Origin of the sequence: Planococcus maritimus, assembly GCF_001592825.1 — a bacterium.
GTDB lineage: Bacteria > Bacillota > Bacilli > Bacillales_A > Planococcaceae > Planococcus > Planococcus maritimus_C.
The window spans coordinates 1-25,436 of sequence record NZ_LTZG01000032.1; the positions used below are offsets into that span (position 1 = coordinate 1).

The following is a 25,436-nucleotide window of genomic DNA, read 5'->3' on the forward strand; positions in this document are numbered from 1 at the left end:
AATCCACCATCTGTTGCTTGAATTCACGCGAAAAAGCGCGACGTTCTTGAGACATGATAAGGACTCCTTTTCGGGGGTTGATGTGGTACTAGCTTACGCGCCCTTAATTTTTCTGTCCAACAAAGTGTAGACTATCTAGAGATTTCATTGCGGGAAGTGTGTTTAGCCAGATCTGCTTCTTTAGGCGTTTCCGGCTAGTTGGGGAATTGCTTCCTGGGTTGGGGATTTGATAGCGCAAACTGTTAACTTGGTCGGACGTCGCTTGTATAGTCGCCGCTCTGCTTTGGGTTGGCCTCTTGCATCAAGCCAGGAAGAACGCCTGTCTTGTTGCATCGGCTCACCCCTTTGCGCTGGGCGGCTGAGACATTTTATTGAGTGAAGTGTGTTTAGCCGGATCTGCTTCTTTATATAGTTTCCGGCTAGCGGGGGAATCGCTTCCTGGGTTGGGGACAGAGTGTGACTAGGGAGTTAAAGTCGCTGCTTTACACAGGATCGTTTCCATATAAAAAAGCAGAGGGAACTTCCCTCTGCTTGCCGTTCTCATTATTAAAATTCGATTTCCTGTGCTTGTTCCAATACTTCCGGCGGGATTTCGATCGGATCGATGGCGTTGTAATCGCTGTAGTCCACTTGCATCTGCGATTCGATCGCCATCATTTCACCGCGCACATCGACATCAAGTTCCATATCGACTTCCATACGGTCCGCTAAATAGGTTTCCTTATCCAGCGTGATGACGTAGTTCACAGCATGCACTTCCAGATCTTCCGGAGCTAGAGGGGCTTCGATCTCCATTTGTCCCAGCGTTTTCTCCAATTGTTCATCCGTTAGTTCCTGGAATTCTTCTCCTGAAGCATCAAGTGTCAGTATATAGGCTTCATCTGTTTCTTCCAGCGTGAAATTCTCTTCGAAATTACCAAGTTCATTCAATTGGCGCGCTGGGTCAGCCGATTGCTGTCCGGCAATCGACTGCATGTTTTCTTGCATTTCTTCCGGCATCTTCAGCCACATGTCGACAGACGTTTCATGCATATATAACCCTTCTTCGGTCATATACATTTCCGTCAGCATTGGATTGGCGTTGTCGATATCCTCCGATACAATGCTGGTCTCGCCTGTTTGATGAAAAGCCAGGGGTTCATAGGTCATTTCCATTTCAGAATCCACTGTCATGTCGATTTCCATGCCATCCGGCTGCATCTTCATCTGTTGTTCAGTGTGCGACTTTGCGCGCACGCTTTCCACTTGCTGAGAAGCCTCTAGTGCTTGTGTGTAAACCTCCGAAGCGCCCTGTGTTTCTTCCGGGGTTTCTTGTGCAGGGTTCTCGCTTTCTTCTTCAGTCGTCGGCGCTTCCGCATTGCTGCATGCGCCAAGGCCGACAACAGCAGCGCTCGTTCCGATGACTGCCATCCATTTTCTCATGGCGTTCACTCTCCTTATAAAGACTTGTCGTCCATTATACAGCATTCTGCCTTTACTCACAGTTTACCCAATTTACAGCCGCTTAATTATCCCTCACTAAGAATAAAGATTTTCAAAGAAAAAAAGAAGCCGGAGATATTCCCAGCTTCTTCTCAGGCTGTCGAGAAACCCTTGAAAAGCGTATTTTCCGAAGCTTAGCGCTCGCTTTCCATGGGGCGGGAATCGAGCCTCCTCGTCACTTCGTTCCTGCGGGGTCTCTCAAACCCGCTATTCCCATAGGAGTCGAGCGAACGCTTCTCCAAATACTGAGATAATTCGTTGTTTTTTAATTGTGGAATAATACCACACTCTTTTCATTTATAAGAGTTTATAGACTTCTTCAACACTCTGAAAAGAAGCCGGAGATATTCCCCGGCTTCTTTCCTTATCCTTCAGACGCTTAATTATTTGCCTACGACGAATTGCTCGTAACGGTCGTAATCTGCACGGCTTAATTCCACGGTGATCAAGGTGCCAGCTTCACCGTATTCGGTTTCTTTGATGCTGGCGTGATCACTTAAATATGCGACGACGTCTCCGCGCCCGAATGGAATTTCCATCCGGCACATGACATGGTCCGCAAAGAGACGGTCACGGATGCTCTCAATCAGTTCATCGAGCCCCTCACCTTCTTTTGCGGAGATCCAGACCGCATCAGCACTCTTTCTCGGGTAAGCGACACCGGCGAGATCCGATTTATTATAGACATATAAAGTCGGAACATTTTCGACGCCCACGTCCTGCAGCGTCGCGTCGGTCACTTCCATCATATAATCGCGCTCATCGTTCGATACGTCGACCACATGAAGCAGTAAGTCAGCATTGCGGGCTTCTTCCAGCGTCGAGCGGAATGCTTTGACCAGATGGTGCGGCAAGCGGCTGACAAATCCGACCGTATCGGACAGTAAAAAGGTTTTATTGTCTTCCAACCGGATTTGGCGGATCGATGTGTCCAAAGTTGCGAACAGCATGTCTTTTTCAAAAACCTGTTTGTCGGCGTCTTGTCCCGTCTTCGTCAGCAAGCTGTTGAGGACCGTCGACTTGCCTGCGTTGGTATACCCGACTAGCGAGACAACCGGCATGCCTTTTTTCAGGCGCTGCTTGCGCTGTGTGGTGCGCTGCTCTTTTACTTGGTCGAGTTCCCGTCTAAGCTTAGTGATCTGGTCCTCGATTTTGCGCCGGTCGAGTTCCAGTTTGGTCTCCCCGGCACCACGGTTGGCGAGCCCTCCGCTGCTGGCGCCGCCTTGGCGTCCGAGCGAGGCGCGCAAACCGACTAAACGCGGCAGCATGTATTGCAATTGCGCCAGTTCGACTTGTACTTGCGCTTCACGCGTGCGGGCACGTCTCGAGAAGATGTCCAAAATGAGCATCGTCCGGTCGATGACTTTGCATTCCAACTCTTCTTCAAGGTTGCGAATCTGTGACGGTGACAGTTCATCATTAAAGATGATCAAATTGGCATCCGCTTCCTCATATAGCATTTTGGCTTCCTCGACTTTGCCCGTACCGACGTAATGGGCCGGATTTATGCGGTCTAGGTTTTGATGCAATTCGCCGACCACTTCAACGCCGAGTGCCCCCGCTAAATTTCGCAATTCTTCCATGCTGTATTCAAAATGGGTATCTTTTTGCAATTGGACACCCACGATAATCGCTTTTTCCAGTAATTGTTCCATCTCTTGCTGCCTCCTTCGGCAGAATTTCCATTCCACCGGTTCCTATATGTCTATCCGTTTGAAGTTTCTTTCTATCCTATCACACTACCACTGCCACCCCTATCCGAAACGCGGCGCTTGGTAAACCCCTTGCTCGAAAACGATTTCCCGCTCAGCCGATTCGAAGCGCACTTCACGCAAACGCTCTTGCCCTTCCCCCTGCTCAAACAGCAGCCGGCAATTTTCAAGAGCGAGGGCGCCCCCGAACAAGCTGCTCCACTCCGCTTCACTGCGTAGCGGATCTGCCACTGAAAAGACAAGTGTATCCAGATGCAGATGTTCATTAAGCTCGGTGATGGCCCCTTTGCGTTTCAGACCGGCAATGCGTGCTTCATCCGGTTCTTCCCATTCAATGAAGAACGGCAAAGGTAAATCAGAGGAAATCGGCTGGTCGATGAAAAGCAGACGCCAGCGGATGGTTTCGCCTGTATCCGTCAGCCTTTCAGCGTTCGTCGGCCCGATTGTCCGGAATCCCCGAGCTTCAATCTGCGAGGCCAATTGGTTCAGGTCATCAGAACGCAGGCAAACCGTGCCGAAGCCTTCCTCATCATGGCGCAGTTGCTCGACTAGGGGATGGTTAGATTGATCTGCTACACGTTCATCTTCGATCGCCAGCCATTCAATATAATAATCCGCTCCGTACATGAGGGCGTTGTGAGTGCCCCAGCTTTTGTGGCTGCCCCCTGTAACGGCATGAAACCCCTCGCCGTCCCAAAATTCGCTGCTGGCCTTCGGGCTCATGCGGGTAAAATGAACGATATGGTCTAATTTCATTTGGCGAACACTCCTTTTCGTCTTGGTGGATGGTTTCTTCTATATTAGGTATCATACCCTCTAACCTTGTCGGTTTGCTGTGTATATGGTCACTTTTCCCCGTCAATTCTGATTTTTCCGGAAAATGGGTAGTTTTTAGGCATCATTTTCGATACGCTAGGGTATAGGAAAAGATAATCACCACATCTTAAAGGAGGTCATCATGGATAAAAAATTATTGACAAACCCCGTGTTTCTCATATCGACAGCCGTGATCCTGCTGTTGGTCGTGGCTGGGGCATTTATGCCGGTCCGTTTCGGCGAAGTCGCCGGCACTTTATTTAACTTCACTACTTTGAACTTCGGTTGGTTCTACTTACTTGCTGTCTTCATCATCACCCTTTTCCTGATCATTATCGCTATTACGAAATATGGCAGCATTCGGCTTGGCGCCGACTCTGACCGACCTGAATTCCCTTTCTTCACTTGGATCGGCATGCTATTTTCAGCCGGTTTCGGTGCAGGGCTCGTATTCTGGGGCGTTGCAGAACCGATGAGCCACTTCTTCACTACGCCATTCGGCACTGAAGGGCAAACAGAAGAAGCCGCGCGCATTGCGATGGGCTATTCATTCTTCCACTGGGGCATTAGCCAATGGTCCGTTTTCGCGATTGTCGGTTTGGTTATCGGCTTCCTGCAGTTCAGACGCAAAAAGCCAGGACTTGTCTCGACGGCACTTGAACCGGTCCTCGGTGCAAAACCAGTGGTCAAACATACGATTGATTCACTCGCCGTCATTGCGACTGTCATGGGGATCGCGACTTCACTCGGTCTAGGCGTCTTGCAGATGAACGGTGGATTGAACGCCGTCTTTGGCATCGACAATGCCTTTCCAATCCAATTGGCGATTATCGGTGTCATGTTCGCCGCCTATACTTTGTCTTCTTCTACAGGCCTGCACAAAGGAATTGCTTATTTAAGTAATTTGAACTTAGGCTTGGCACTTGTGTTAATGGTCTTCGTTTTCATTGCAGGCCCGACAGTCTTCATTATGGATACATTCACGCTCGCAATCGGCGATTACATTACCAATTTCGTCCAGTATAGCTTGCGCATGGAGCCCTATACTGAAGGAGAATGGGTGCTTGGCTGGACCATTTTCTACTGGGCTTGGGCAACTGCCTGGTCTCCATTTGTCGGAGCATTCGTTGCACGGGTTTCACGCGGGCGCACCATCCGCGAATTCGTCTTCGGTGTGCTGGTCATTCCGCCAGCCATCGCTTGCGTGTGGATCGCCGTCTTCGGCGGTACGGCCTTATGGTATGACCTGAACCAGCAATCAGGCATTGCGGAAGCGGTCAATGTGGATTTGACTTCTGCACTGTTCCAAACCTTTGACGTGCTCCCGTTGTCGACCATTATGTCCGTCTTAGCGATTTTGCTGATCTTCACTTTCCTAGTAACATCAGCTGACTCCGCTACCTATATCTTGGCGACAATGACTAGTTTTGGCAGCTTGAACCCGCCAACTTTGTTCAAAGTCATTTGGGGCGTTTTGATGTCTGCGATTGCAGCTGTCCTCCTTTACGCTGGCGGGCTTAGCGCCTTGCAAACCGCCTCGCTCATATCGGCCCTGCCGTTTACGGTGCTGCTGCTGCTGATGCTTTGGTCATTCACCAAAATCATCCGCGGCGAAGCACCGCCAATCCGCAAATCTGAATTACGCCGCTTCAGACGATTGGAACGCGAAGCACGGAAACAACAAAATAAGTAATGCAAAACGACACTGCCTTAACAGCCTATGATCCATCGCTGTTAAGGCAGTTTTTCTATTGGATTGCACTTACAGGCTCTCTTTACAAAAAAACTGATTATTCAAACAAAAAACCTTTACCTTCGGCGTAAGGGGTATATAATAAAAAAGAGAATGTTTGTTCGCTTTTTACATAATCATAGAAAGGAGTTTTCCCCATGTCTATTAATGTCTATATGATTTTCAATGGTAATTGCGAAGAAGCAGTAGGCTATTACGCAACTGTATTCGGTACGGAACCACCTGAGTTTTCACGCTTTGGGGACATGCCTTCTGAGCCAGGCCAGGAGATGCCCGAAGAGATGAAATCACGGATCATGCACGCGAATTTGAATATCCATGGCAGCCCTGTCATGTTTTCGGACGCCATGTCAGATGATCCTATTTCGGTCGGCAAGAATATCAACGTCACGGTGCTATCGAATGACCTGAAGAAAATGGCGAACGAATTCAAACGGTTGGGAGAAGAGGGAAACGTTCAAATGGAATTGCAGGAGACATTTTGGAGCCCAGCGTACGGCATCGTAGAAGATAAATACGGCATCGTCTGGATGTTCAACCATGATGATGCTCAAACAAACTAAACACAAAAAACAGGCAATCCTCACAAATGAGGATTGCCTGTTTCGTTTTTTAGTTTTTGTCTTCTTCGATCAAGCGAACGGTTTCATCGAATTCTGCATCGATTTCAGCATTCGGTTTGTATGTCATCAAGCTGACACCCCATGTAGCCAACCAGCTAAGGAAGAAGCCAGGAATGATTTCATAGACGCTGCCCATGAACATGGTTAGATCATTAGCAGAAGCGCCTTCCATATTTCCCACTAGATCCCAGATGATAACCGTGACGGCACCAACGAGCATACCAGCGAGCGCACCTTTAGCAGTAAGCTTGCGCCAGAAGAGCGATAGCAGAATGATCGGGCCAAAGGCAGCACCGAATCCTGCCCACGCATAAGCGACCAATCCAAGGATGGTATTGTTCTGCTCCCATGCAAGCGTGGCGGCGATAACAGCGATGGCTGCTACGGCGATACGACCAAGCATGACATACCCTTTCGCGCTAGACTCTTTTTTGAAAGCGATTTTGTACAAATCTTCGATCAAAGCAGACGAGCTGACCAGCAATTGAGACGAAATCGTACTCATGATTGCTGCTAGAACTGCTGCCAGGACAAAGCCTGCCACTAGCGGATGGAACAGCACTTGGCTCATGTCCAAGAAGACCGCTTCCGGGTCCACCAATGTAGATCCAGGATTTTGCTGGAAATACGCAATCCCGATCAAAGCCGTACCCGTTGCCCCGATAAGGCTTAAGATCATCCAGCCCATACCGATGCGGCGGGCTGTACGAACTTCTTTCAAAGTTTTAATGGCCATAAAACGAACGATGATGTGCGGCTGGCCAAAGTAACCAAGACCCCAGGCAGCGGCTGAAATGACGCCGATCGTGGAGGCCCCTGAAACAAGGCTCAACATGTTCGGATCGACTTCCCGGATGCTTGCTGCCGTTTCCCCGAATCCGCCGGTAACGAAAATCCCGACGACCGGTACTGCAATAAGCGACAAGAACATCATGACCCCTTGAACAAAGTCCGTGTAACTGACGGCAAGAAATCCGCCGAATAAGGTATAGGCAACAACTACCACGGAACCAATAACGAGGCCAAGATGGTAATCCATTCCGAATGAGCTCTGGAAGAATAAGCCAGAAGCTACCATTCCGGATGAAACGTAGAATGTGAAGAAAATCAAAATGATGATACCAGCGACAATCCGCAATAGGCGCGAACTATCTTTTAAACGATTTTCTAAGAAGCTAGGAATGGTGATGGAATCACTGGTGACGAATGAGTAGATCCGTAGACGAGGCGCAACAAAGAACCAGTTCAGAAATGCACCGATGGTTAACCCGATGGCGATCCAGACTTCCACGAGCCCGCCAACGTAAATGGCGCCAGGCAGTCCTAGCAATAGCCATCCAGACATATCGGATGCGCCGGCACTGAGAGCTGCAACGGATGGGCCGAGTCCCCTTCCCCCGAGCATGTAATCGGATAAGTCGGCTGTCTTCTTATACGCATACCAGCCAATGAATAGCATAGCCGCAAGGTACACGAGTAAGGCTATGATTTGATAGGTTGTATCTGTCATGACATCTCCTCCTTATTAAACACTTTAACATAATGAGCTTAGATGAAAAGGGGGCTTTGCGTTTTATTTCCTATTTAAATGGGCATAGAGAGGCAAGGAGGCGATAAATATGCCGTGGAATAAGAACGATTACCCGGATTCTTTCAAAAATTTGGATGAGGCTGTTCGTAACAAAGCGATTGAGATTGCCAATGCCCTTTTACGTGATGGGTACGAAGAAGGACGCGCCATACCGATTGCGCTCGATCAGGCACGGGATACCGTAGAAGGCGATAGCGACGCCCCGGTCTACGAAATCCGCAAGCATTCGGAAGGATGGCAGTTGAAGAAGAAAGACAGCAAAAAAGCCATCCTCATTGAAGATACAAAGGATGACTTGATGGGCGAAGCGAAGCGTTACGTCAACCGCAACAACGGCGAACTTCACATTTATGCGGAAGACGATTCACTGCAGGAAAAATTATACGAGTGAAGCCAATAGCAGGACGGGAAACACGATCGTTTTCCTGCCCTGCTATTTTAGGCATTCAGCTTTTCTCCCGGTAGCGTGCAATGGCTTCGATGCGATTGCTCGCTTCAAGTTTATCAAGAATCGTGGAAATGTAATTGCGTACGGTCCCTGTCGTAATAAACAACTCTTTCGCAATTTCCTTCGTGCTTCGCCCTTCTGTGATCAATTCCATGACTTGGCGCTCGCGTTCGGTCAGCGGATTGCTTCCGGCATACGCCAAATCGACGAGTTCCGGCGCATAAATCCGGCGGCCATCCATGATGGTGCGGATCGAAGTGCCGAGTTCCTCGCTCGGGCTGTCTTTCAATAGATAGCCGCTGACGCCAGCTTTCCGTGCCCGTTCGAAATAACCTGAACGGGCGAACGTCGTCAGGATGATGGTCTTGCATGGGTGGTCTTTTAAGGCTTCTGCCGCATCCAGCCCGCTCTTGACCGGCATTTCGATATCCATGATGCAGACATCAGGGTTCAGCTCCTCCACTAAGCGAATCGCTTCTTCCCCATTCGGTGCCATGCCCACTACTTCCAAATCGTCTTCTAGATCCAATAATGACCCAAGCGCCCCAAGCATCATGCGCTGGTCTTCCGCCAATACGATTCGAATCATGAATTTCTCCCCTCCAAATCTTGGTAAAGAATGACGTTGGGCACTCGAATGTTCAAAGTCGTGCCATCCATCACTTCGACATCAACTTGCCCATTAACGAAATCTAGCCGCTCCCGCATGCCCGTCAGCCCATTTCCTTGAATGAGCGGATTGCCTTCAGGAAAGCCCACGCCATCGTCTTGCACTTGCACCAGAATGTCGTTCGGTGTCTGCTTGATCAGCACCGTACAACGAGACGCTGCGCTATGTTTCACGACATTAGTCACCGCTTCTTTCAAACACATGCTCAGCACATGCTCCATCAACAATGGTGTGTTGTTGAGCTTGGCGCTGCCATAAAAGACGAAATCCATATCCGCGGCCCGCAAGATTTGCTGAATGCGCACTAGCTCGTCTTCGAGTTTGGTGCCGCGCATATCTGTCACCAATTCCCGCACTTCTTTCAGCGCTGTGCGCGCCGTCTGGCGAACGTCTTGGATCTCAGCCGCTGCGCGTTCAGGGTCTTTACTAAGTAGTTTCCCCGCTAAGTCGCTTTTCAAGCCGATCAACGATAATTTTTGGCCAAGCGTATCGTGCAGGTCACGTGCGATCCGTTCGCGCTCTTCAATCAATACCAACTGGGAAATCCGTCTATTGGCGTCTTCGAGCGCCCCTTCGAGCTTCTCGCGTTTATGCCGGTTATAAGTATTAAACGGCAGTAAGATGACACCGAGAACACTCAAGATGATGAAGGGTAATTGTGTCATATACAATTCAAAATCCATGATCATCCCGTAAATAATAGCCGCGATCGTCGTTCCGATATGCAGGCCATAAATGATGAAAAATCCGACTTTGCTACGGATATTGCCGATAAAGAATGCTAGAAAAATTGCCAGGTAAACATAGCCGAATAAAAAAATCATTGCGACGTTGATGATCATCTCAACACTCACCCACAAGTACACGAAGAAAGAATGTGAACTAAACGACAGGCGATAAGCAATAAAAAACGCCGCTAGCAAGATAATACCTGCTGCGATTTCCGTCAGAGAAGACGAACGGAAAATGAAAAAGAATGGCAAAATGCAAAAGATTGTCCAGGCATAGATGCTTAGCCACGTATTACGGGGGAAAATTTGATACCAGTTCTGCATAATTGCCTCCTCATGTTTCTTTCTTCTATCATATCAAAGCTCGAAGCTAAAAAGAAAACCCCTATTGCCATTGAAACGCATTTAAAGAAAAACTGCCCTTGCCTCTAATGAGGGGCAAGGGCAGTTCCGCTTTATTGCTGTGCTGTCCGGGACTCACCAAGCAAATGCTTGATCGCGCCGAATGTCACAAATCTTTTGTTCTCTTCGTCGTATACTTTGTACTTCAACGATTGGAAGCTTGTTTTTAAGTTGACCGTCGTCGCTTTTTGAAGCGGCGGTGTCGATACGTGCGCCTTTTCCAAATTATAGTTCGGCACACGCGGGCTCAAGTGATGAACATGGTGGAAGCCGATGTTGCCAGTCACCCATTGCAGAACTTTCGGCAATTCATAATACGAGCTGCCTTCGATTGCTGCTTTCACGTAATCCCATTCGCTTTCGTCCTCAAAATACGAATCCTCGAATGTATGCTGGATGTAGAACAACCAAATGCCCAGTGCCCCAGCAGTAAACATGATCGTACCTTGGATCAAAACGAATGCCTGCCAGCCGATCGCTAAGATCATGATCGTGTAAAGAACTACAAGTGAAGCATTAATTAAATACGTATTGTTACGCTCTTTCTTACGTGCATCTTTGCGATTGAAACGGCTTGAGATTAAGACTAGGAATAACGGCCCTAAGCCAAACATAACGAGAGGGTTGCGGTACATGCGGTATTTGAAACGTTCCCATTTAGAAGCTTCTACATACTCGTCAATTGTCATGACCCAGATGTCACCGACTCCGCGCTTGTCAAGGTTACCACTCGACGCGTGATGGATTGCGTGCTCGCGTTTCCATTTTTCATAAGCGAAAAGGGTTAAGATTCCGGTAATCGTTCCGACGACTGCGTTCGCTTTTTTGTTTTTGAAGAACGAGCCATGTGTGCAATCATGGAAAATGATGAACATGCGAACGACAAATCCAGCTGCGACAATGGAAATCCCGACTGTCAACCAAACGGAAACATCCAATGCGAGATATGCTAAAAACCAAAGAACGAGAAATGGTGGTATGGTGTTGATCATTTGTTGAACGCTTGCTTTAACATCTGCTTTTTCGAAAGGGGCGACAAACTTACGTAATTGCGCTGTCTTTTCTTTGCTCATCTCTTGTCTTCCTCCTAAAATGGGCGTGCCCACCTGTTTACTTGTTAATCCACATATTACGCCCCTACCGCCTTCTTCATAAGACATAAACGTCTGTTTCCACACATGACACCTGTCATGGTTTTTGTTTTTCCATAACTTTCTAAAATCAAGAAAAACGTGTATACTACTTGATATACAGAATAATCTGAATAGAGGTGAACACTATGACAGGACTGGTAGCCGTCATTATGGTCTTTTCCATACCCCTCGTCGCCATTTGGACAGACTATTTAACTCGAAAGAAAAAAATGCACCAGCAGGCACTCGAGACGGAAGTGGAACTCGAAAAACTCAAGCACGACAATTACGTTATCGAAACACAGAAGCTGCGTCTCGAACTTGAGCAAATGAAGCTCGACGACGCCTTGAAAAATCAACCACTCATAGCCGAACGACAAAAAGACGCGTCTGCATAGACGCGTCTTTTTACATAGCTTTCAGCCAATGTGAACACTCAGGCGAAAACTTCTTCTTCTATTTTTTTCAGCCCGTAGAAATAGCCGCGGCGTTCCATCAATTCCTGGTAAGTGCCTTGTTCGATCAAACGGCCATTTTCCAATACCAAGATATGATCCATATCTTCCAATCTCGATAAGTCGTGGCTGATGATGACAAACGTGTCTTCGGGGTGACGGGCGAACAATTCGCTGTAAATGGACTGAGCGGTCACACCGTCCACCGATGAAAACGGTTCGTCCAGCAACCACAACCGTTCGCCTTTTAAGAAAGCCCTTGCCATCGCAAGGCGTTGTTTTTCGCCACCCGATAAATTTCGGCCTTTTTCATAAACCGGCGCAGCCAGTTCCAGATGGCCCAACCGTACAAGTTCAAGCGCTTCGTTTAGTTGTCCGGCATCTGCCTGCCCGTTGGCAATGCGCAAATTGCTTTCAATCGTCCCTGAAAAGAAATGATTTTCCTGCAGTACGACATTCATGCGCTGCCATACGTTTTCAGGGGCCATCTGGCTAAGCGCTTCGCCTCCTAAACGGATACTGCCGTTCTCAGGCTCTGCAGTTTTTAGCAATAGCTGCAATAAAGTCGATTTCCCGGAACCGCTCGGGCCGACAATGGCCGTTTTGGACCCTTGCGGCAACCGAAAATTGATTTCATCGAGCGCCAAGCGCCCATCGTTCGGATAGCGGTAGCTGAGGTGCTCTGCCTCAATGTTCACCGCCCCCTCCGGCATGCTCCCTGTGCTCTGGTCAGCTTCTTCAGCCACTACTTCGTCGAGCCTGCGCGCAGCAATTCGACTTTCTTCGTAATACGCCGGAAGTGCAGCAAGCGGGCCGACATTCTCAAATGCACCGAGCGACACCATCACCAGCATCGCTAAATACAAACCGGATAACTCTCCAATCGACACGAAATACGCCCCCGTTGCCAAGACGACAAATGAAGTCAAAAAAGCCACGAACGCATTCAATGACTGAACTCGATTTTCCTCGAGCCCTTCGTTTTGCTGCGCCTGTTCGTAGCGCTGTGCGCTTTCTTGCAATTCTGCGCTTTTTTGATCGAGCGCTAAATGGATTTTCAAATCTTTGAAGCCGTAAAGGAATTCAGCCGATTGTGCCGAAAACGCGCCACGGGTTTGTCCCGTCGCATGCGTCTTTTTTCGTCTCCGCAGCGCGAAGAACGTTGGCAAAACAACGACGACAAGAATTGCACCCACAAAAATGGCCAAGGCCATCGGCAGCGAGTAAAACGATGTAAAGAACACCGTCGCCACCAAAACCATTCCGACCACAATTGGCGGATACAATACGCGCAATAAGAAATTCTGCAAACTTTCTACGTCGCCGACAATACGTGACAGCAAATCACCGCTTTGGTGGCGCTGGAAAATACCCGGCGCGAGCGGAGCCAATCGCTCAAAGAAATTGCTCCGCAAATGGCCGAGCATCGTAAACGTCGCGCGGTGTGAAAACAGCCTTTCCGCGTAACGTGTAATCGCTGCTGCAAAACCGAATAGTTTCAGCGACGCCGCCATGACAACCAAGGTGGTCATCTGTGCTGTTAATGCGGCCTTTGAAATCAAATAGCCGCTCGCCCCTAAAAGCGCAACGCCTGCGAGCCCTGCTAGAAAGCCGAACACTACGGCAAGAGCAACATCACGTTTTTCTTTCAGTGTCAGCCAAAAAACCGTCTTTAATTCACCCATGCCTGTGTGCCTCCTTGCTGCGCCTCAATCATGGACCGGTAAGGGCTGAAGCTATTCATCAGCTCTGCGTGTGTGCCGATGGCTTTCACTCTTCCTTCGTCCAAGACAATAATGCGCGATGCATTACGGATCGTGTGCAAGCGGTGCGCAATCGTGATGACCGTTGCTTTTTTTGACAGCTCTTCGATGGCTTGTTGCAGTACTTGTTCTGTCTGAAGATCGAGGCCTGCTGTTGGTTCATCGAAAAACAGCAGTGCCGGCTTTTTGATAAACGCCCGCGCTAGCACGAGACGCTGCTTTTCACCGCCTGATAGCCCGCGTCCCGCCTCCCCGATTATCGTGTCGAATCCTTCAGGGAACGCTTCGATCAATTCCAGGATGCCTGCTTTCTGTGCTGCCGCCATCAGTTCTTGCGGCGCGACGACCCGGTCTGTGCCAAGGATGATGTTTTCCTTGATAGTTCCTGCAAATAAATACGGGTCTTGCGTAATATAGCTTAATTGTCCAAACCATTCATCCTCGCTCATTTGTTCCTGCGGGATGCCATTGATCAGCAAGCGGCCGCTCGTTGCGGGCAATAATCCTGCCATGATATTCAACAATGTGCTTTTACCGGAACCACTTAGCCCAACTAGCGCTGTGGACGTTCCTGCTTCCAGTGTGAAACTAGCCGGCTCCAGCTGAAATCCTTCCCCGTACTGGAAACTTACCTGCTCTAACGCCAACTCAATCGGTCCGTGTACGGGCGTCGCCCCCCACACAACCGGTTGGTGGCTTTTCGCCAATTCTTCTGCCAATAATTCAGCCGAGGCTGCACTTCCTCTTGCCGTATGAAAAGCGCTGCCGAACTCTTTCAATAGATTAAAGAAATCCGGAACGAGCAGCATCACAAGAAAGGCCGGGAAAAATGTAATGCTGTCGAAGACTACAAGACGCAAACCGATTTCGAGCGCGATAATTCCGATGCTCAACATGGAGATGTATTCGAGTGTCAATGAAGACAGGAAAGCTGACTTCAAAACGTCCATCGTCGAATCACGGAATTTCAAACTATTATCACGGATGGTGTCACTTTGACGCTTCGCCTGTCCGAACAAACGTAAAGTCGTCAATCCTTGTAACACGTCGAGGAAAGCGCCGGAAAAACTGGCCAATTGCTCGACTTTTTCATCTGCCTTCTGTTTCGTCCGTTTGCCGACAATCGCCATGAACAATGGAATGAATGGTGCCGTGATCAAAATGATCAGCCCCGTCGTCCAGTTCAAGTAAAAAATCACCCCGAGCAATAGCAACGGAATGGTATAGCTTTGGATCATTTGTGGGATATATTTGCTGAAATAGCCATCTGTGCCATCGACCGCTTCAAGCAGCAAGCCGACCTTGCGCCCCGACTGCCCCGCTATCGACCCTTGGAGCGGATTTTCCTTGTACGCAGCGATCAATTCCCGACGCAACCGGCGTCTCGCCTCAACAGAAAGCGTCACACCGAGCCGGCCGATCGCATAACTTGCGCCCGCCCGCAACAGAATGACCGCCAATAAAGCGGCCAATAGCGGCATCACCTCTTCAAAAGCCGCATCTTTCAAAAAGACTTCGTCTGCCACCCAGACGAAAAACAAAGCTTGCCCAATCATGGCGAGCCCTTTGGCTAAGGATGCTAGAAACAATAACCGTATGCGATTGTTTTGGCTGTAAGCCCTTTGCTTCAAACTGCCCATTGCTATCGCCCTTTCTTTCACATACCCCCATTATAAAGGAGCACGCGACGGATTCCTTTAGGGACGCACACTGTGAGCGTCATTTCCCGGGAAATTGTTACAAAACGGTTCACATTTCACAAAGAAAAACCGCACAGCAAAGCTGTGCGGCTTGAATATCGTCTATTTGTTCCTATTACGGTTTGTGTTCCCAGATGGCGGAAAAATGATGTCCTGTAACCACAAGGCATCGTCTTGGATCTTCCTCTTCAAGGAAGTATCCAGGCATTCCCGGCACTCTGTCGTTAATTTCTGCAGTTCGTATTCAAAGACTGCTTCTTCCTCTTTCGTGATCATGGCATATACATCACCTTTCGACACCAACGCGAGGAGTGCGCACGTGACCCATTATCTAACACTTTACCCGTTTTTTGAAACCTTATTCCTCTTTTTAAAAAATCGCCTCTTTTTTATTTACAAAAATAATAACAAAATCGAATAGACCGACAGCCCGGCGACAAAAGCGCCCAAACTGCTTTCCCGCTCTTCCGGCAATTCTTCTTTCAACACGTTCAGGATAATACCGCCCGCAATCAAAGCCATGAGAAACGCAATGATCAATTCGTGAACTTCCGTCAACCAGCCGATTGCCCAACCGGCTGCGATGGCTGCAGCAAGAAGCCATCTGCCATATCGGTCATATTCGCCTTTATGCGCCGCCCTTAGGCCTTTATCATTCGTGATGAAATGAACGCCGAGCGCAATGAAGAACAGGGACATCCCGACCATCCCTTCGAACTCCTCACGAATCATCAAATAGCCGATGACCCCGTTGTAAATGGCGAAAGAAGCGATGTGGATCCAGAAAACGCCTGCTGTAGATTGACCTTCTGCTGTCTTGCGTTTCGAATTCTTCACCATTTGCTCCAACCCGTAAAACAGCACAAGCCCAACCATGGCAGCAAGGTAAATATGATTGCTCAAGAACCCTTCACCGGGCGCGCCAAATTCTTTATGGACCGCTTCCTGGAATTCACCCAGCTCAGGCAGCAAGTGCAAAAATACATAGGCAACGGAAACGCCGCCTGCTATGGACAGGAAGCGACTGCGCGGTACAGCTCTCAAAAATTTCATGTTTTTTGAGAATAGATGGATCAGAATAAATCCTATGACAAACAAGAAGCTAAGCCACTCCAAGATACCCCTCCTCCACTAAAAAAGCAGACAGGCGCATTCATTCGCCCATCTGCCAGCTTGCTTTTGGCATGTAGTTGTCAATTACCCGTTCAAGCCATCTTTAACCCATCCAGCAACTTTCACCGTCCGCTTCGCTTGGTAGGCGACGGCGTCTTCCACATCTTCGACCATATTGCCGTCTTGGTCAACGCTGACGCTTGTGCCGTAAGGGTTTCCTCCCGCTTTAAATAGTGATTCGTCCGTATAACCCGGAGCCGCGATAATCGCTCCCCAATGATGCATCGTCGTGTAAACCGCGAGTACGGTCGCTTCCTGGCCACCGTGAGGGTTTTGTGCAGAAGACATCGCGCTTACCACTTTGTTTGCGAGCTTTCCTTGCGCCCATAGACCGCCTGTTGTATCCAGGAATTGCTGCACTTGGGAAGAGACGTGGCCAAAGCGGGTCGGCACACTGAAGATAATGGCATCTGCCCATTCGAGCAAATCAGTATCAGCTTCCGGCACGTCCTGTGTCGCCTCATAATGCGCTTTCCAGGCTGGATTCGATTCAATCGCTTCCATCGGCGCATTTTCTTTCACTTTCGCCACTTTGACTTCTGCACCCGCTTCTTTGGCAGACGTTTCTGCCCATTGTGCCATCTGGTAATTGGTACCGGTCGAGCTATAATAGATGATTGCTAATTTTACATTGCTCATGTCATAACCTCTCCTTTATCAATATGCTCCGTGGCTTGGATAAAATATCCTACTTTCAAGATAACTTCTATCACTTGTGTGCCCTATTTGCGGAAAAGCTAAACTTTTTTCGGAATTTCAAAATAATAACCGGGCTGTTTCACTCCAACAAAAAACCAGATGACAAGTGCGGTCATCTGGTTTTTTGCTTATTAAATTTTCTCTGCGATTTCTTCCGACATTTCCCGAAGCTTGAACTTCTGGATTTTCCCTGAAGCGGTCATTGGGTACTCTTCAATAAATTCTACATAGCGCGGAATTTTATGATGGGCGATTTTGCCTTTGCAATAAGCACGCAATTCTTCCGGCACAAGTGTTTCGCCTTCTTTTAAGATGACCCAAGCCATCAGCTCTTCCCCGTACTTCGGATCTGGCACTCCAACAACTTGAACGTCTTGGACCGACGGATGCTGATACAAAAATTCCTCAATTTCCCGCGGGTAGATATTCTCCCCTCCACGTATCACCATGTCTTTAATGCGCCCGGTAATCGAGATATAGCCATCTTCATCTTCTACCGCGATGTCTCCGGTATGAAGCCAGCCGTCAGGGTCGATTGCCTCTTTCGTCGCGTCTTCGTTTTTATAATAGCCTTTCATGATCAAGTAGCCGCGTGTGCACAATTCGCCTGGCATGCCTTTGACGACTTGTTCGCCTGTCACGGGGTCGATGATTTTCACTTCCACATCGTCGTGCGGTTTGCCAACTGTCGCAACGCGTTTTTCGATGGCATCGTCCTTGCCGGTTTGCGTGATGACTGGCGATGATTCCGTTTGGCCGTAAGCGATGGTGATTTCATTCGCCCCCATATCACTGATGACTTTCTTCATCACTTCGATCGGGCACGTTGACCCTGCCATAATGCCGGTGCGCAAAGTGGACGTATCGAACGAGTCGAATTCCGGGTGATTGAGTTCTGCGATGAACATGGTCGGCACGCCATGAAGCGCGGTACATTTTTCATCTTGTACCATTTGCAAAATGCGCTTCGGCTCGAACTGCTCAGCGATGACCATCGTAGTGCCATGCGTGACCGCCGCCAGCGTTCCAAGCACGCAGCCAAAACAATGGAAAAACGGCACTGGGATGCACAAGCGGTCGGTTTCATCCAAATTCATCATATCGCCGACCAAGCGCCCGTTATTGACAACATTGCGATGCGTCAGCATGACACCCTTTGGAAAGCCAGTCGTCCCGGACGTGTACTGGATATTGATGACTTCATCCGGTTCCATTGAATGAAAGCGCTGTTCTAGCTGTGCGTCCTGTACTTCTTCCGCGAACGCTTCGAACTCACTCCATGTGTAAATTCCTGGATAGCTGTTTTCGCTCATGACGATGATGCGCTTTAAATGCGGCAGCTTTGGCGAATCGAGTTGCCCTTTTTCGGAGTCGGCCAATTCTGGGCATACTTGGTTCAATACATCAATATAATTGGTTCCTTTGAATTCTTCCCCTAAAATCAAGGTCGTGGAATCTGATTGCTTCAGCAAGTATTCCAGTTCATTCGCCTGGTAGCTCGTATTGACGGTGACGAGCACTCCCCCCATCTTGCCGGTCGCATACTGGCTAAGCAGCCATTCGCGTTTATTGTCAGACCAAATGGCGATGTGCTCGCCTTTTTCAATCCCGAGGCCCATGAACGCTTTGGCCAATCGATCCGTCTCTTGGTCAAATTCGGCATAGGTTTTACGAATGCCGCGTTCCGGATAGACATATGCTTCCGTTTCCGGAAATTTCTTCGCCTGCTCCCTTACAATTTCCCCTACTGTTTGATTGATGATCATTTTTCCTGCCCCCTAGTTGAAAACGTTTTCATCCCATTTTTTATTATCGCAAAATTCCAAATAAAAGGAAAGCGCCTTTTCCAGCCTATGAAGTCGCAGCGGACTGCCAGCCGTGCTAAAATGAGGCTATCATAAAGACGGAAGGGATTTTCCATGGAACTCCAAACTATGCACGCACAGCTTGCCGAAAAACTGCAAAATCGCGCCCTTGTCAATGCGACCATCAGCCAGCCGCGCCAGAAATCGAATGAATTGAAGCGCATCAAACTGAAACCTGTCGAACTGAAAGAAGGCTACCGCATCCAGTTCGAATACCAATATGAACAGATCTTGAAACATCAAAACCTGACAATCGAACAGGCAGCCGAAGTGCTTAAACAATTGTTCACCGAATTTCGCCAAGGTTTGTTTCAATTCACTGACGAAAAAGTCCAGGTCCAGTTGACCAAGAAGTTCAAAGTGAGCTATAAATCTGAAGCCGATGCCCGTGCTGCCGCCGATTTGTCCCATAACCGCAAGAAGTCCTACTTGCTTGAGGACGGTATTTCTTACCCATTCCTCGTGCGCCTCGGCGTCCAGTCGCCAGACGGCAAAGTCAAAAAACAAAAATACGATAAATTCCGCCAGATCAACCGCTTTATCGAATTTATCGATGATGCCCTCGAGCATTTGCCAAAAGACCGCCCGATTCGCATACTCGATTTTGGCTCCGGCAAATCCTACCTGACCTTCGCGCTGTACCATTATCTGCGCATTGAAAAAGGCTTGGACCTTCGCGTCACCGGTTTGGACTTGAAAAAAAGCGTTATCGAGGACTGCCAAAACATTGCCCGCGACCTTGACTATCAACAACTGGAATTCCTAGTCGGCGACATCAATGATTATGACCAAGATACCGCAGTCGATATGGTCGTGACGTTGCATGCCTGTGACGTCGCAACCGATATGGCACTCGCCCGCGCCGTCAAATGGAACGCCGGTGTCATCTTGAGCGTGCCTTGCTGCCAGCATGAGCTCAATAGCCAGATCCAAGCATCGCCACTCGATGTCATGCTCCAGCACGGATTGGTCAAAGAACGCTTTAGCGCACTTGCGACCGATTCGATTCGCGCAGAACTTTTGTCTTTGGTCGGCTATGAAACCCAATTGATGGAATTTATCGATATGGAGCATACGCCGAAAAACATCCTGATCCGCGCTTACCGGACAAATAAAAAACCGGCAGTGGGGCAATTGGAACGTTACCGGGAATTCACTAAATTGTTGAACGCTAAGCCGTTTCTTGAAAACGAATTGAAGGAGCTCCTATGAAACGAAAAAATTTAGTCAATGGCATGATCCTGGCTTTCTCGGTCATTTTCATCCGCTTTATCGATGTGCGTGTTTACGATATGCCGCTCGTGGTGACATTGGTCTTGTTGATGGTGCTGATTTATGGAGGCATCCGCCTAGTCGAGCGCTTCCCTGCACTTGATGAACCTGTCAGCAAGCGGACTTCTCTGATTACTAATACTTTGGTGATTGTCACCATTTTCCTGGCATTCTTCGTGCTGGGGCTCTGACTTCAGATACGTATGGAAGGAATCAATGCTCAGCATTGGTTTCTTTTTTTCGTTCTTATAATGGGAGTTTGTTTGTGGAGATATTGTTGCGTTCCAACTGGCCTTCATCTTGCTAGTCGCCGCCCGGCTTTGGGTTGGCCTTTTGCAATAAGCCAAGAAAGACGCTTGTCTTATTGCGTCGGCTCACCCTTGGCGCTGGGCAGCTTAGAGATTTCTTTGATGCAGGTTTGTTTAATTGGGTCGACTTCTGTCTAAAGTTGCCGGCTAGCAGGGGAATCGCTTCCTAGTTTGAGCGTGTATGAGGATAGCGAGGGTTTGCGTGTCGAAATGTTTCTGCATTCGATTCGGGCTTCACCTTGCTAGTCGCCGCCCGGCTTTGGGTTGGCCTTTTGCAATAAGCCAAGAAGGACGCTTGTCTTATTGCGTCGGCTCACCCTTGGCGCTGGTCGGCTAGAACATTTCGTTGATTTGGGTGTTTAATCCGCTCTGCTTCTGCATAAAGTTGCCGGCTAGTGGGGGAATCGCTTCTTGGGAGACGTGTGGAACAGCTAGTGAGAGTTTGCCTGCTAAACTGTTTCGGGATTCGATTTGGGTTATGTGTTGATAGTCACTGCCTTGCGATAAACGACAAGCGAGATCCTGAGTTTTTTCTAAAGATATATTTGGTGAAAAATGTGAACACATACTATGAGTATTTACTGTGTTGCCTAAAATTCATCCTGGAAGCCGAACTCACTTTTCCGTTGTTTTTGTACCTTTTTCTTAAACAATCGTTAAGCCTGCCGGATTTCCAGAAAACTGAAACTTTCCGGGAAATGAATCGTTAGTACTGAAGGAAGCAAAATGGAAAGAAGGTGGCTCACATGAGCAATGAAAAAATTGTCGAGATACGCAAGCTCTCCAAAACAATCGGCAAAAAGCAAATCATCAAGGACTTGAACTTGGATCTCCATAAAGGAGAAATTACCGGGTTTTTGGGGCCGAACGGGGCCGGCAAGACGACAACGATTCGGATGATGGTCGGATTGATGAAACCCTCGCAAGGCGACATCGTGATTGGCGGCAAGTCGATACGTACTGATTTTGAGGAAAGTATCGAGAAAGTCGGCGTTATTGTCGAAAATCCGGAAATGTATAAATTCATGTCCGGCTACAAAAATCTCCTGCATTTCGCACGCATGCATAAAGGCGTGACCAAAGCCCGCATCGACGAAGTAATTCAGCAAGTCGGCATGCAAAACCGCATCAAGGAAAAAGTGGGATCTTATTCACTCGGCATGCGCCAACGCCTTGGCCTGGCACAGGCACTCCTCAACAATCCGGAGTTCTTGATTTTGGATGAGCCGACAAACGGCCTGGATCCTGCAGGCATTCGCGAATTCCGCATGTATTTGCGCAAAGTGGCTCGTGAAAACGATGTGGCTATTTTCGTCTCCAGCCATCTCTTGTCGGAGATTGAATTATTGTGCGACCGTATCGCCATTATTCAAAATGGTGAATTGATCGACATCAAAAATGTCAACGAACACCAGCAATCCCGTTATTACATAGAAGCGAAGCCTGCCGAACAAGCCAAACAAGTGCTTGAGGAAATCGGTTTTACCGTACATCCTCATGAAAATGGCTATTTAATCGATACCGAAGCGGAACATATCCCGGGCGCCATCAAGCTGCTCACTGCTGCGGGCGTCGATTTGTACGCTGTCCAGCCTCACCGCACAACCTTAGAAGATCAATTCCTTGAAATGACTGGAGGCGGCGAAATTGCTCAAGCTCATACAAAATGAATGGATGAAATTATGGAGTAAAAAAGCGACATGGATTATGGCTGTCTTGCTTATTGTGATTTTATTGGCAAATGCCGGCATTACGAAATGGATCGAATCGACCTCCCCTGCACCGGAAAGCGATTGGCAGGAAATGGCGACGATGGACATGATGATGTACCAGGATCAATTACAGAATTCGGACATGGCCCCAGCCCAACAAGAGTATTATGAAGGGCAAGCTGCTATTGCAGAATACCGCTTGGCAAATGATGCCGCGCCTTTTAAAATCGAAAGCTTGCAGCAGCAAGTGCTTGACGGCCATATGATGCTGTCGCTTGTTACTTTGTTTACGGTCATTGTCGGCGCCGGAATCGTCGCTGCGGAATTTTCACAAGGGACGATCAAGATGCTACTGACTCGCCCTGTCAATAGATGGAAAATACTTACATCTAAATATATTACGACCATGTTGTTCGGATTGGTGTTTGCCATCCTTACTTTCGTATCGATCGCGTTATTCAGCTGGATTTTCTTTGGAACCGGCGACGGCGTATTCCTCGTGTGGAACGGATCGGAAGTTGTCGAAGGCTCTTATTGGGCCGAGGCATTGAAACTATCCGCACTCAGCTTGGCCAGCACTTGGATGATCGGAACTTTTGCGTTTATGCTCGGGACAGTTTTCCGCTCCAGCTCGCTTGCGATCGGCGTGTCGATTTTCCTGATGTTTGTCGGCGTGCAACTCGTCTTCTTGTTGCAGGACTTTGAAATCGTCAAATACTATTTGTTCACGCATACCGATTTGACGCAATTTTATACAGGCTTCATGCCTATCTCGGACATCACGATGACCATGTCGCTTATTGTTTTAGCTGTCTATTTCCTAATCTTCATGCTGATCAGTTATTGGACATTCTCTAAACGCGACGTCACTGCCTGATACGTACAAAACCCCTTGAACTCTTCACAGTTCAAGGGGTTTTGTTATTCAATATGCAATGCCGACACGGCTTTTCAAGAAATCATCCGAGTCTAATTGCTCGTAAGCGAATAATGCCGTATCGCCAGCCGTTATTTCCTTGCCGTCTTCTGGCAAATAATTTTCTTCAAAACGGAAATAGCCTTTTGGTTCGCCGTCGGGCAAATAAGTCGGGCACACAATCGTCCAGTCCAGATCACTTTGTTCTAAAGAGAGATAAGCTTTTTCATGCTCTTCTGCCGCAAAGGTCAATTGGCGCTTCGAATCGCCACCCTGATAACGGAGCAGCCCGGGGCTTAAGCGGCTGTTCAAAATGCCAGCAGTCCCGATGGTGATGATGCGCCGTATGCCTTGTGCTTCCATCGCTTTGACGATGAGCGGCGTGGCTTCGGACAAAGTGGTTGTGCGGTCGGTACCAATTGCACTGATGACCGCATCCGCCCCTTCTAAAGTCCGCTGAATATCATCTTCATTGCGGACATTGCCGACAATTACGTCCAAATTCGAGTGCGGTTCAAGGTCCGCTCTTCGGACCAAAGCCTTTACTTCGTGGCCATCACGAAGTGCCATGTTCAAAACGTATCTGCCAACTCTTCCAGTTGCTCCAAATAACGCGATTTTCATTGCTCTTCAACCTCCTCCAACATTCCAGTTGTTCGTTTATCTAAGCTTACTTAAATAGGTAGCCACGCTTGGCCAATACGTCTTTCAAGTCCGGACGATGTGGCTTGTTTAAAAATGTCGCCATCTGTTCGCTCCATTTAGCGGTTTTTTGATTGTTTGAACGAGCAGCGTAATAAGCCATGATCGTTTCATCGTAAGCTGGTAAAATGTCTGCATACTTTGCTTCATCGTATTCATTTTCATGAAGCACGGCTTCTACAGGAAGGCGCGGTTTGACTTCATTGGCTTCGTTCGGCACGCCCACGGTCAGTCCGTAAACGGGGAAAACGCCCTCAGGCAAACCGACCAGTTCACTGATTTCTTCCATATTGTTGCGCACCCCGCCGATATAGCAGATGCCATAGCCTTTGGATTCAGCAGCCAGTGCCAAGTTCTGCGCGAGCAAACCGACATCCGTCACTGCAACCAGCAAGTTCTCGGCCTGGTCGAAGACAATGTCTTCCCCTTGCAATTTTGCCGCATGCCCCAACCGGTTGTAATCGGCGCACATTAGGAAAACGGCTCCTGCCCCTTCCATCTGTTTCGGATTTTTCGACAGCTCGCCGAGGCGTTTGCGTTTGTCTTCATCTGTCACCCAAACGATTGAATAGGCTTGAACAAAATGGGACGTCGCTGCATATTGTGCCGCTTCGACCAATTCGTGAACTTGTGCACGCGTCAATGGCTGGTCTTTGTAATCGCGGACCGACGCATGGGATTTCATTAATTCAATGACCATTATGTATCCCTCCAAAAAATCTGTTTCCCCTATCGTACCAAAAACTTCTGTCGGATACTTGCTTCAGGATTTTTGCTACAATCAAGCTATGAGGTGAACTGACTTGAAAACATTGCGCACCGTCTTTTCCTTGCTATTCCTTTTCATCGTCGGTGTCTTTTTGTTCATTTGGATCGAACGCGAAATCGATGAGCGTAGCGAGCGTGCTGCTCGGCCACTGCCAGACGGGCTGCACCCCATCGTCGCATCCAAGCGAGATCAACTGATCGCACTTGCAGATGATGCCGGCATCGAAATTCTTATTACCGATGGCTTTCGTTCCGTTGAAGAACAAAATCAGATCCACGCACAAGGCCGGACACGGGCCGGACAAGTCGTCACTTATGCCGAAGGTGGCCAATCCTATCACAATTATGGGCTCGCCATCGACTTTGCGCTGCGCCTGCCGGATGGCTCGGTCGTCTGGGATATTCAGCGCGACGGCAACGCAAATGGCCGTCCCGATTGGTTTGAAGTAGCGGATATCGCTAAAGAGCTCGGCTTTGAATGGGGCGGCGATTGGATGGGCTTTAAAGATTATCCCCATCTTCAAATGGATTTCGGCTTGTCGATCCGCCAGTTACAGGATGGCTATCGCCCGGAAGATGTTGTTGCCGATTAGCCTACTTGTGGACCCAGAAAGCGATTCTTGCTAAAAGCAGACAGGAATTCTTGAAAGGCACGACTAACGGACCGTAATTGGGGTAATGTTGTTATATAAAGATAGAAACTTATGCCAGTATCTTATTTCTGGATGCCAGAAATGGAAAG

At 48.5% G+C, this 25,436-nt stretch carries 23 protein-coding genes; 9 read left to right on the forward strand and 14 right to left on the reverse strand.

Features of this window, described 5'->3' with window-relative positions; genetic code table 11:
• Positions 1-546: 546 nt before the first annotated feature.
• The 3 genes from AY633_RS12290 to AY633_RS12300 form a co-directional block, all read right to left on the reverse strand.
• On the reverse strand, positions 547-1,422 hold the full coding sequence (locus AY633_RS12290) for a DUF6612 family protein (protein WP_068488602.1): 876 nt from the start codon (positions 1,420-1,422) through the stop codon (positions 547-549).
• 443 nt (positions 1,423-1,865) lie between these two features.
• Complete coding sequence (gene hflX, locus AY633_RS12295) at positions 1,866-3,137, reverse strand: GTPase HflX (protein WP_068488603.1); 1,272 nt, start codon at positions 3,135-3,137, stop codon at positions 1,866-1,868.
• Between the two features lie 99 nt (positions 3,138-3,236).
• The gene (locus AY633_RS12300) at positions 3,237-3,950 is read right to left on the reverse strand and encodes a VOC family protein (RefSeq protein WP_068488604.1); all 714 of its coding nucleotides are present in this window, start codon (positions 3,948-3,950) and stop codon (positions 3,237-3,239) included.
• 202 nt (positions 3,951-4,152) lie between these two features.
• Between AY633_RS12300 and AY633_RS12305 the strand changes: the two genes are divergently transcribed.
• Together AY633_RS12305 and AY633_RS12310 are read left to right on the forward strand one after the other, a co-directional pair.
• Complete coding sequence (locus tag AY633_RS12305; protein WP_068488605.1) at positions 4,153-5,703, forward strand: BCCT family transporter; 1,551 nt, start codon at positions 4,153-4,155, stop codon at positions 5,701-5,703.
• A 197-nt stretch (positions 5,704-5,900) separates the two neighbouring features.
• Entirely contained in the window at positions 5,901-6,326 is a 426-nt protein-coding gene (locus AY633_RS12310; protein ID WP_068488606.1) for a VOC family protein, read from the forward strand.
• Between the two features lie 49 nt (positions 6,327-6,375).
• Here AY633_RS12310 and putP read toward each other — a convergent pair whose 3' ends face one another.
• The gene (gene putP, locus AY633_RS12315; protein WP_068488607.1) at positions 6,376-7,896 is read right to left on the reverse strand and encodes a sodium/proline symporter PutP; all 1,521 of its coding nucleotides are present in this window, start codon (positions 7,894-7,896) and stop codon (positions 6,376-6,378) included.
• Positions 7,897-8,005: 109 nt separating this feature from the next.
• Between putP and AY633_RS12320 the strand changes: the two genes are divergently transcribed.
• Entirely contained in the window at positions 8,006-8,368 is a 363-nt protein-coding gene (locus AY633_RS12320; RefSeq protein WP_068460252.1) for a DUF2188 domain-containing protein, read from the forward strand.
• Positions 8,369-8,423: 55 nt separating this feature from the next.
• On the opposite strand, the gene AY633_RS12325 is transcribed toward AY633_RS12320, so the two are convergent.
• The 3 genes from AY633_RS12325 to AY633_RS12335 all read right to left on the reverse strand — a co-directional run bounded on the left by AY633_RS12325 (position 8,424) and on the right by AY633_RS12335 (position 11,301).
• Entirely contained in the window at positions 8,424-9,014 is a 591-nt protein-coding gene (locus tag AY633_RS12325; protein WP_068488608.1) for a response regulator transcription factor, read from the reverse strand.
• Entirely contained in the window at positions 9,011-10,150 is a 1,140-nt protein-coding gene (locus AY633_RS12330) for a sensor histidine kinase (protein ID WP_068488609.1), read from the reverse strand. Before AY633_RS12330 ends, AY633_RS12325 begins: the two co-directional genes overlap by 4 nt.
• A 131-nt stretch (positions 10,151-10,281) precedes the next feature.
• A complete protein-coding gene (locus AY633_RS12335; protein WP_068488610.1) occupies positions 10,282-11,301 on the reverse strand; it encodes a fatty acid desaturase in 1,020 nt (339 codons plus the stop codon).
• 206 nt (positions 11,302-11,507) lie between these two features.
• Here AY633_RS12335 and AY633_RS12340 point away from each other — a divergent pair, with 206 nt between their 5' ends.
• Positions 11,508-11,759, forward strand: coding sequence for a hypothetical protein (locus AY633_RS12340; protein ID WP_068488611.1), 252 nt, complete (start codon positions 11,508-11,510; stop codon positions 11,757-11,759).
• Between the two features lie 38 nt (positions 11,760-11,797).
• Here AY633_RS12340 and cydC read toward each other — a convergent pair whose 3' ends face one another.
• The 5 genes from cydC to AY633_RS12365 form a co-directional block, all read right to left on the reverse strand.
• The gene (gene cydC, locus AY633_RS12345) at positions 11,798-13,501 is read right to left on the reverse strand and encodes a thiol reductant ABC exporter subunit CydC (RefSeq protein WP_068488612.1); all 1,704 of its coding nucleotides are present in this window, start codon (positions 13,499-13,501) and stop codon (positions 11,798-11,800) included.
• On the reverse strand, positions 13,489-15,219 hold the full coding sequence (cydD, locus tag AY633_RS12350) for a thiol reductant ABC exporter subunit CydD (protein WP_068488613.1): 1,731 nt from the start codon (positions 15,217-15,219) through the stop codon (positions 13,489-13,491). Before cydD ends, cydC begins: the two co-directional genes overlap by 13 nt.
• A 453-nt stretch (positions 15,220-15,672) precedes the next feature.
• Entirely contained in the window at positions 15,673-16,332 is a 660-nt protein-coding gene (locus AY633_RS12355; RefSeq protein WP_313903516.1) for a ZIP family transporter, read from the reverse strand.
• A gap of 144 nt (positions 16,333-16,476) precedes the next feature.
• Positions 16,477-17,091 carry an NAD(P)H:quinone oxidoreductase gene (gene wrbA, locus AY633_RS12360; RefSeq protein ID WP_068488615.1) on the reverse strand — a complete coding sequence of 205 codons (615 nt, stop codon included), beginning with the start codon at positions 17,089-17,091 and terminating at the stop codon, positions 16,477-16,479.
• Positions 17,092-17,282: 191 nt separating this feature from the next.
• On the reverse strand, positions 17,283-18,917 hold the full coding sequence (locus AY633_RS12365) for an AMP-binding protein (protein WP_068488616.1): 1,635 nt from the start codon (positions 18,915-18,917) through the stop codon (positions 17,283-17,285).
• Positions 18,918-19,070: 153 nt separating this feature from the next.
• Here AY633_RS12365 and AY633_RS12370 point away from each other — a divergent pair, with 153 nt between their 5' ends.
• The 4 genes from AY633_RS12370 (at position 19,071) to AY633_RS12385 (ending at position 23,185) form a co-directional block, all read left to right on the forward strand.
• Positions 19,071-20,228 carry a class I SAM-dependent methyltransferase gene (locus AY633_RS12370; RefSeq protein WP_068488617.1) on the forward strand — a complete coding sequence of 386 codons (1,158 nt, stop codon included), beginning with the start codon at positions 19,071-19,073 and terminating at the stop codon, positions 20,226-20,228.
• Positions 20,225-20,479 (forward strand): hypothetical protein, encoded by a 255-nt coding sequence (locus tag AY633_RS12375; protein ID WP_068460230.1) that lies wholly within the window; start codon positions 20,225-20,227, stop codon positions 20,477-20,479. Before AY633_RS12370 ends, AY633_RS12375 begins: the two co-directional genes overlap by 4 nt.
• Positions 20,480-21,342: 863 nt before the next feature.
• Entirely contained in the window at positions 21,343-22,266 is a 924-nt protein-coding gene (locus AY633_RS12380) for an ABC transporter ATP-binding protein (RefSeq protein WP_068488618.1), read from the forward strand.
• Complete coding sequence (locus tag AY633_RS12385) at positions 22,244-23,185, forward strand: ABC transporter permease (RefSeq protein ID WP_068488619.1); 942 nt, start codon at positions 22,244-22,246, stop codon at positions 23,183-23,185. Before AY633_RS12380 ends, AY633_RS12385 begins: the two co-directional genes overlap by 23 nt.
• A 48-nt stretch (positions 23,186-23,233) precedes the next feature.
• Here the strand turns inward: AY633_RS12385 and AY633_RS12390 are convergent, their stop codons facing one another.
• Complete coding sequence (locus AY633_RS12390) at positions 23,234-23,848, reverse strand: NAD(P)-dependent oxidoreductase (RefSeq protein ID WP_068460224.1); 615 nt, start codon at positions 23,846-23,848, stop codon at positions 23,234-23,236.
• Between the two features lie 46 nt (positions 23,849-23,894).
• A complete protein-coding gene (gene nfsA, locus AY633_RS12395) occupies positions 23,895-24,626 on the reverse strand; it encodes an oxygen-insensitive NADPH nitroreductase (protein ID WP_068488620.1) in 732 nt (243 codons plus the stop codon).
• Between the two features lie 103 nt (positions 24,627-24,729).
• Between nfsA and AY633_RS12400 the strand changes: the two genes are divergently transcribed.
• Positions 24,730-25,287, forward strand: a complete 558-nt coding sequence (locus AY633_RS12400; protein ID WP_068488621.1) for a M15 family metallopeptidase — start codon at positions 24,730-24,732, stop codon at positions 25,285-25,287.
• The last annotated feature ends 149 nt before the right edge of the window (positions 25,288-25,436 follow it).

Bases quoted from the DNA above. Each gene is read 5' to 3' on its own strand.
- AY633_RS12365 (WP_068488616.1), bottom strand. From the start codon at position 18,917: ATGATCATCAATCAAACAGTAGGGGAAATTGTAAGGGAGCAGGCGAAG.
- AY633_RS12335 (WP_068488610.1), bottom strand. From the start codon at position 11,301: ATGAGCAAAGAAAAGACAGCGCAATTACGTAAGTTTGTCGCCCCTTTC.
- hflX (WP_068488603.1), bottom strand. From the start codon at position 3,137: ATGGAACAATTACTGGAAAAAGCGATTATCGTGGGTGTCCAATTGCAA.
- AY633_RS12340 (WP_068488611.1), top strand. From the start codon at position 11,508: ATGACAGGACTGGTAGCCGTCATTATGGTCTTTTCCATACCCCTCGTC.
- cydD (WP_068488613.1), bottom strand. From the start codon at position 15,219: ATGGGCAGTTTGAAGCAAAGGGCTTACAGCCAAAACAATCGCATACGG.
- AY633_RS12330 (WP_068488609.1), bottom strand. From the start codon at position 10,150: ATGCAGAACTGGTATCAAATTTTCCCCCGTAATACGTGGCTAAGCATC.
- AY633_RS12325 (WP_068488608.1), bottom strand. From the start codon at position 9,014: ATGATTCGAATCGTATTGGCGGAAGACCAGCGCATGATGCTTGGGGCG.
- AY633_RS12300 (WP_068488604.1), bottom strand. From the start codon at position 3,950: ATGAAATTAGACCATATCGTTCATTTTACCCGCATGAGCCCGAAGGCC.
- putP (WP_068488607.1), bottom strand. From the start codon at position 7,896: ATGACAGATACAACCTATCAAATCATAGCCTTACTCGTGTACCTTGCG.
- AY633_RS12380 (WP_068488618.1), top strand. From the start codon at position 21,343: ATGAGCAATGAAAAAATTGTCGAGATACGCAAGCTCTCCAAAACAATC.
- cydC (WP_068488612.1), bottom strand. From the start codon at position 13,501: ATGGGTGAATTAAAGACGGTTTTTTGGCTGACACTGAAAGAAAAACGT.
- AY633_RS12320 (WP_068460252.1), top strand. From the start codon at position 8,006: ATGCCGTGGAATAAGAACGATTACCCGGATTCTTTCAAAAATTTGGAT.
- AY633_RS12390 (WP_068460224.1), bottom strand. From the start codon at position 23,848: ATGAAAATCGCGTTATTTGGAGCAACTGGAAGAGTTGGCAGATACGTT.
- AY633_RS12375 (WP_068460230.1), top strand. From the start codon at position 20,225: ATGAAACGAAAAAATTTAGTCAATGGCATGATCCTGGCTTTCTCGGTC.
- AY633_RS12355 (WP_313903516.1), bottom strand. From the start codon at position 16,332: ATGAAATTTTTGAGAGCTGTACCGCGCAGTCGCTTCCTGTCCATAGCA.
- AY633_RS12310 (WP_068488606.1), top strand. From the start codon at position 5,901: ATGTCTATTAATGTCTATATGATTTTCAATGGTAATTGCGAAGAAGCA.
- AY633_RS12290 (WP_068488602.1), bottom strand. From the start codon at position 1,422: ATGAGAAAATGGATGGCAGTCATCGGAACGAGCGCTGCTGTTGTCGGC.
- nfsA (WP_068488620.1), bottom strand. From the start codon at position 24,626: ATGGTCATTGAATTAATGAAATCCCATGCGTCGGTCCGCGATTACAAA.
- wrbA (WP_068488615.1), bottom strand. From the start codon at position 17,091: ATGAGCAATGTAAAATTAGCAATCATCTATTATAGCTCGACCGGTACC.
- AY633_RS12305 (WP_068488605.1), top strand. From the start codon at position 4,153: ATGGATAAAAAATTATTGACAAACCCCGTGTTTCTCATATCGACAGCC.
- AY633_RS12370 (WP_068488617.1), top strand. From the start codon at position 19,071: ATGGAACTCCAAACTATGCACGCACAGCTTGCCGAAAAACTGCAAAAT.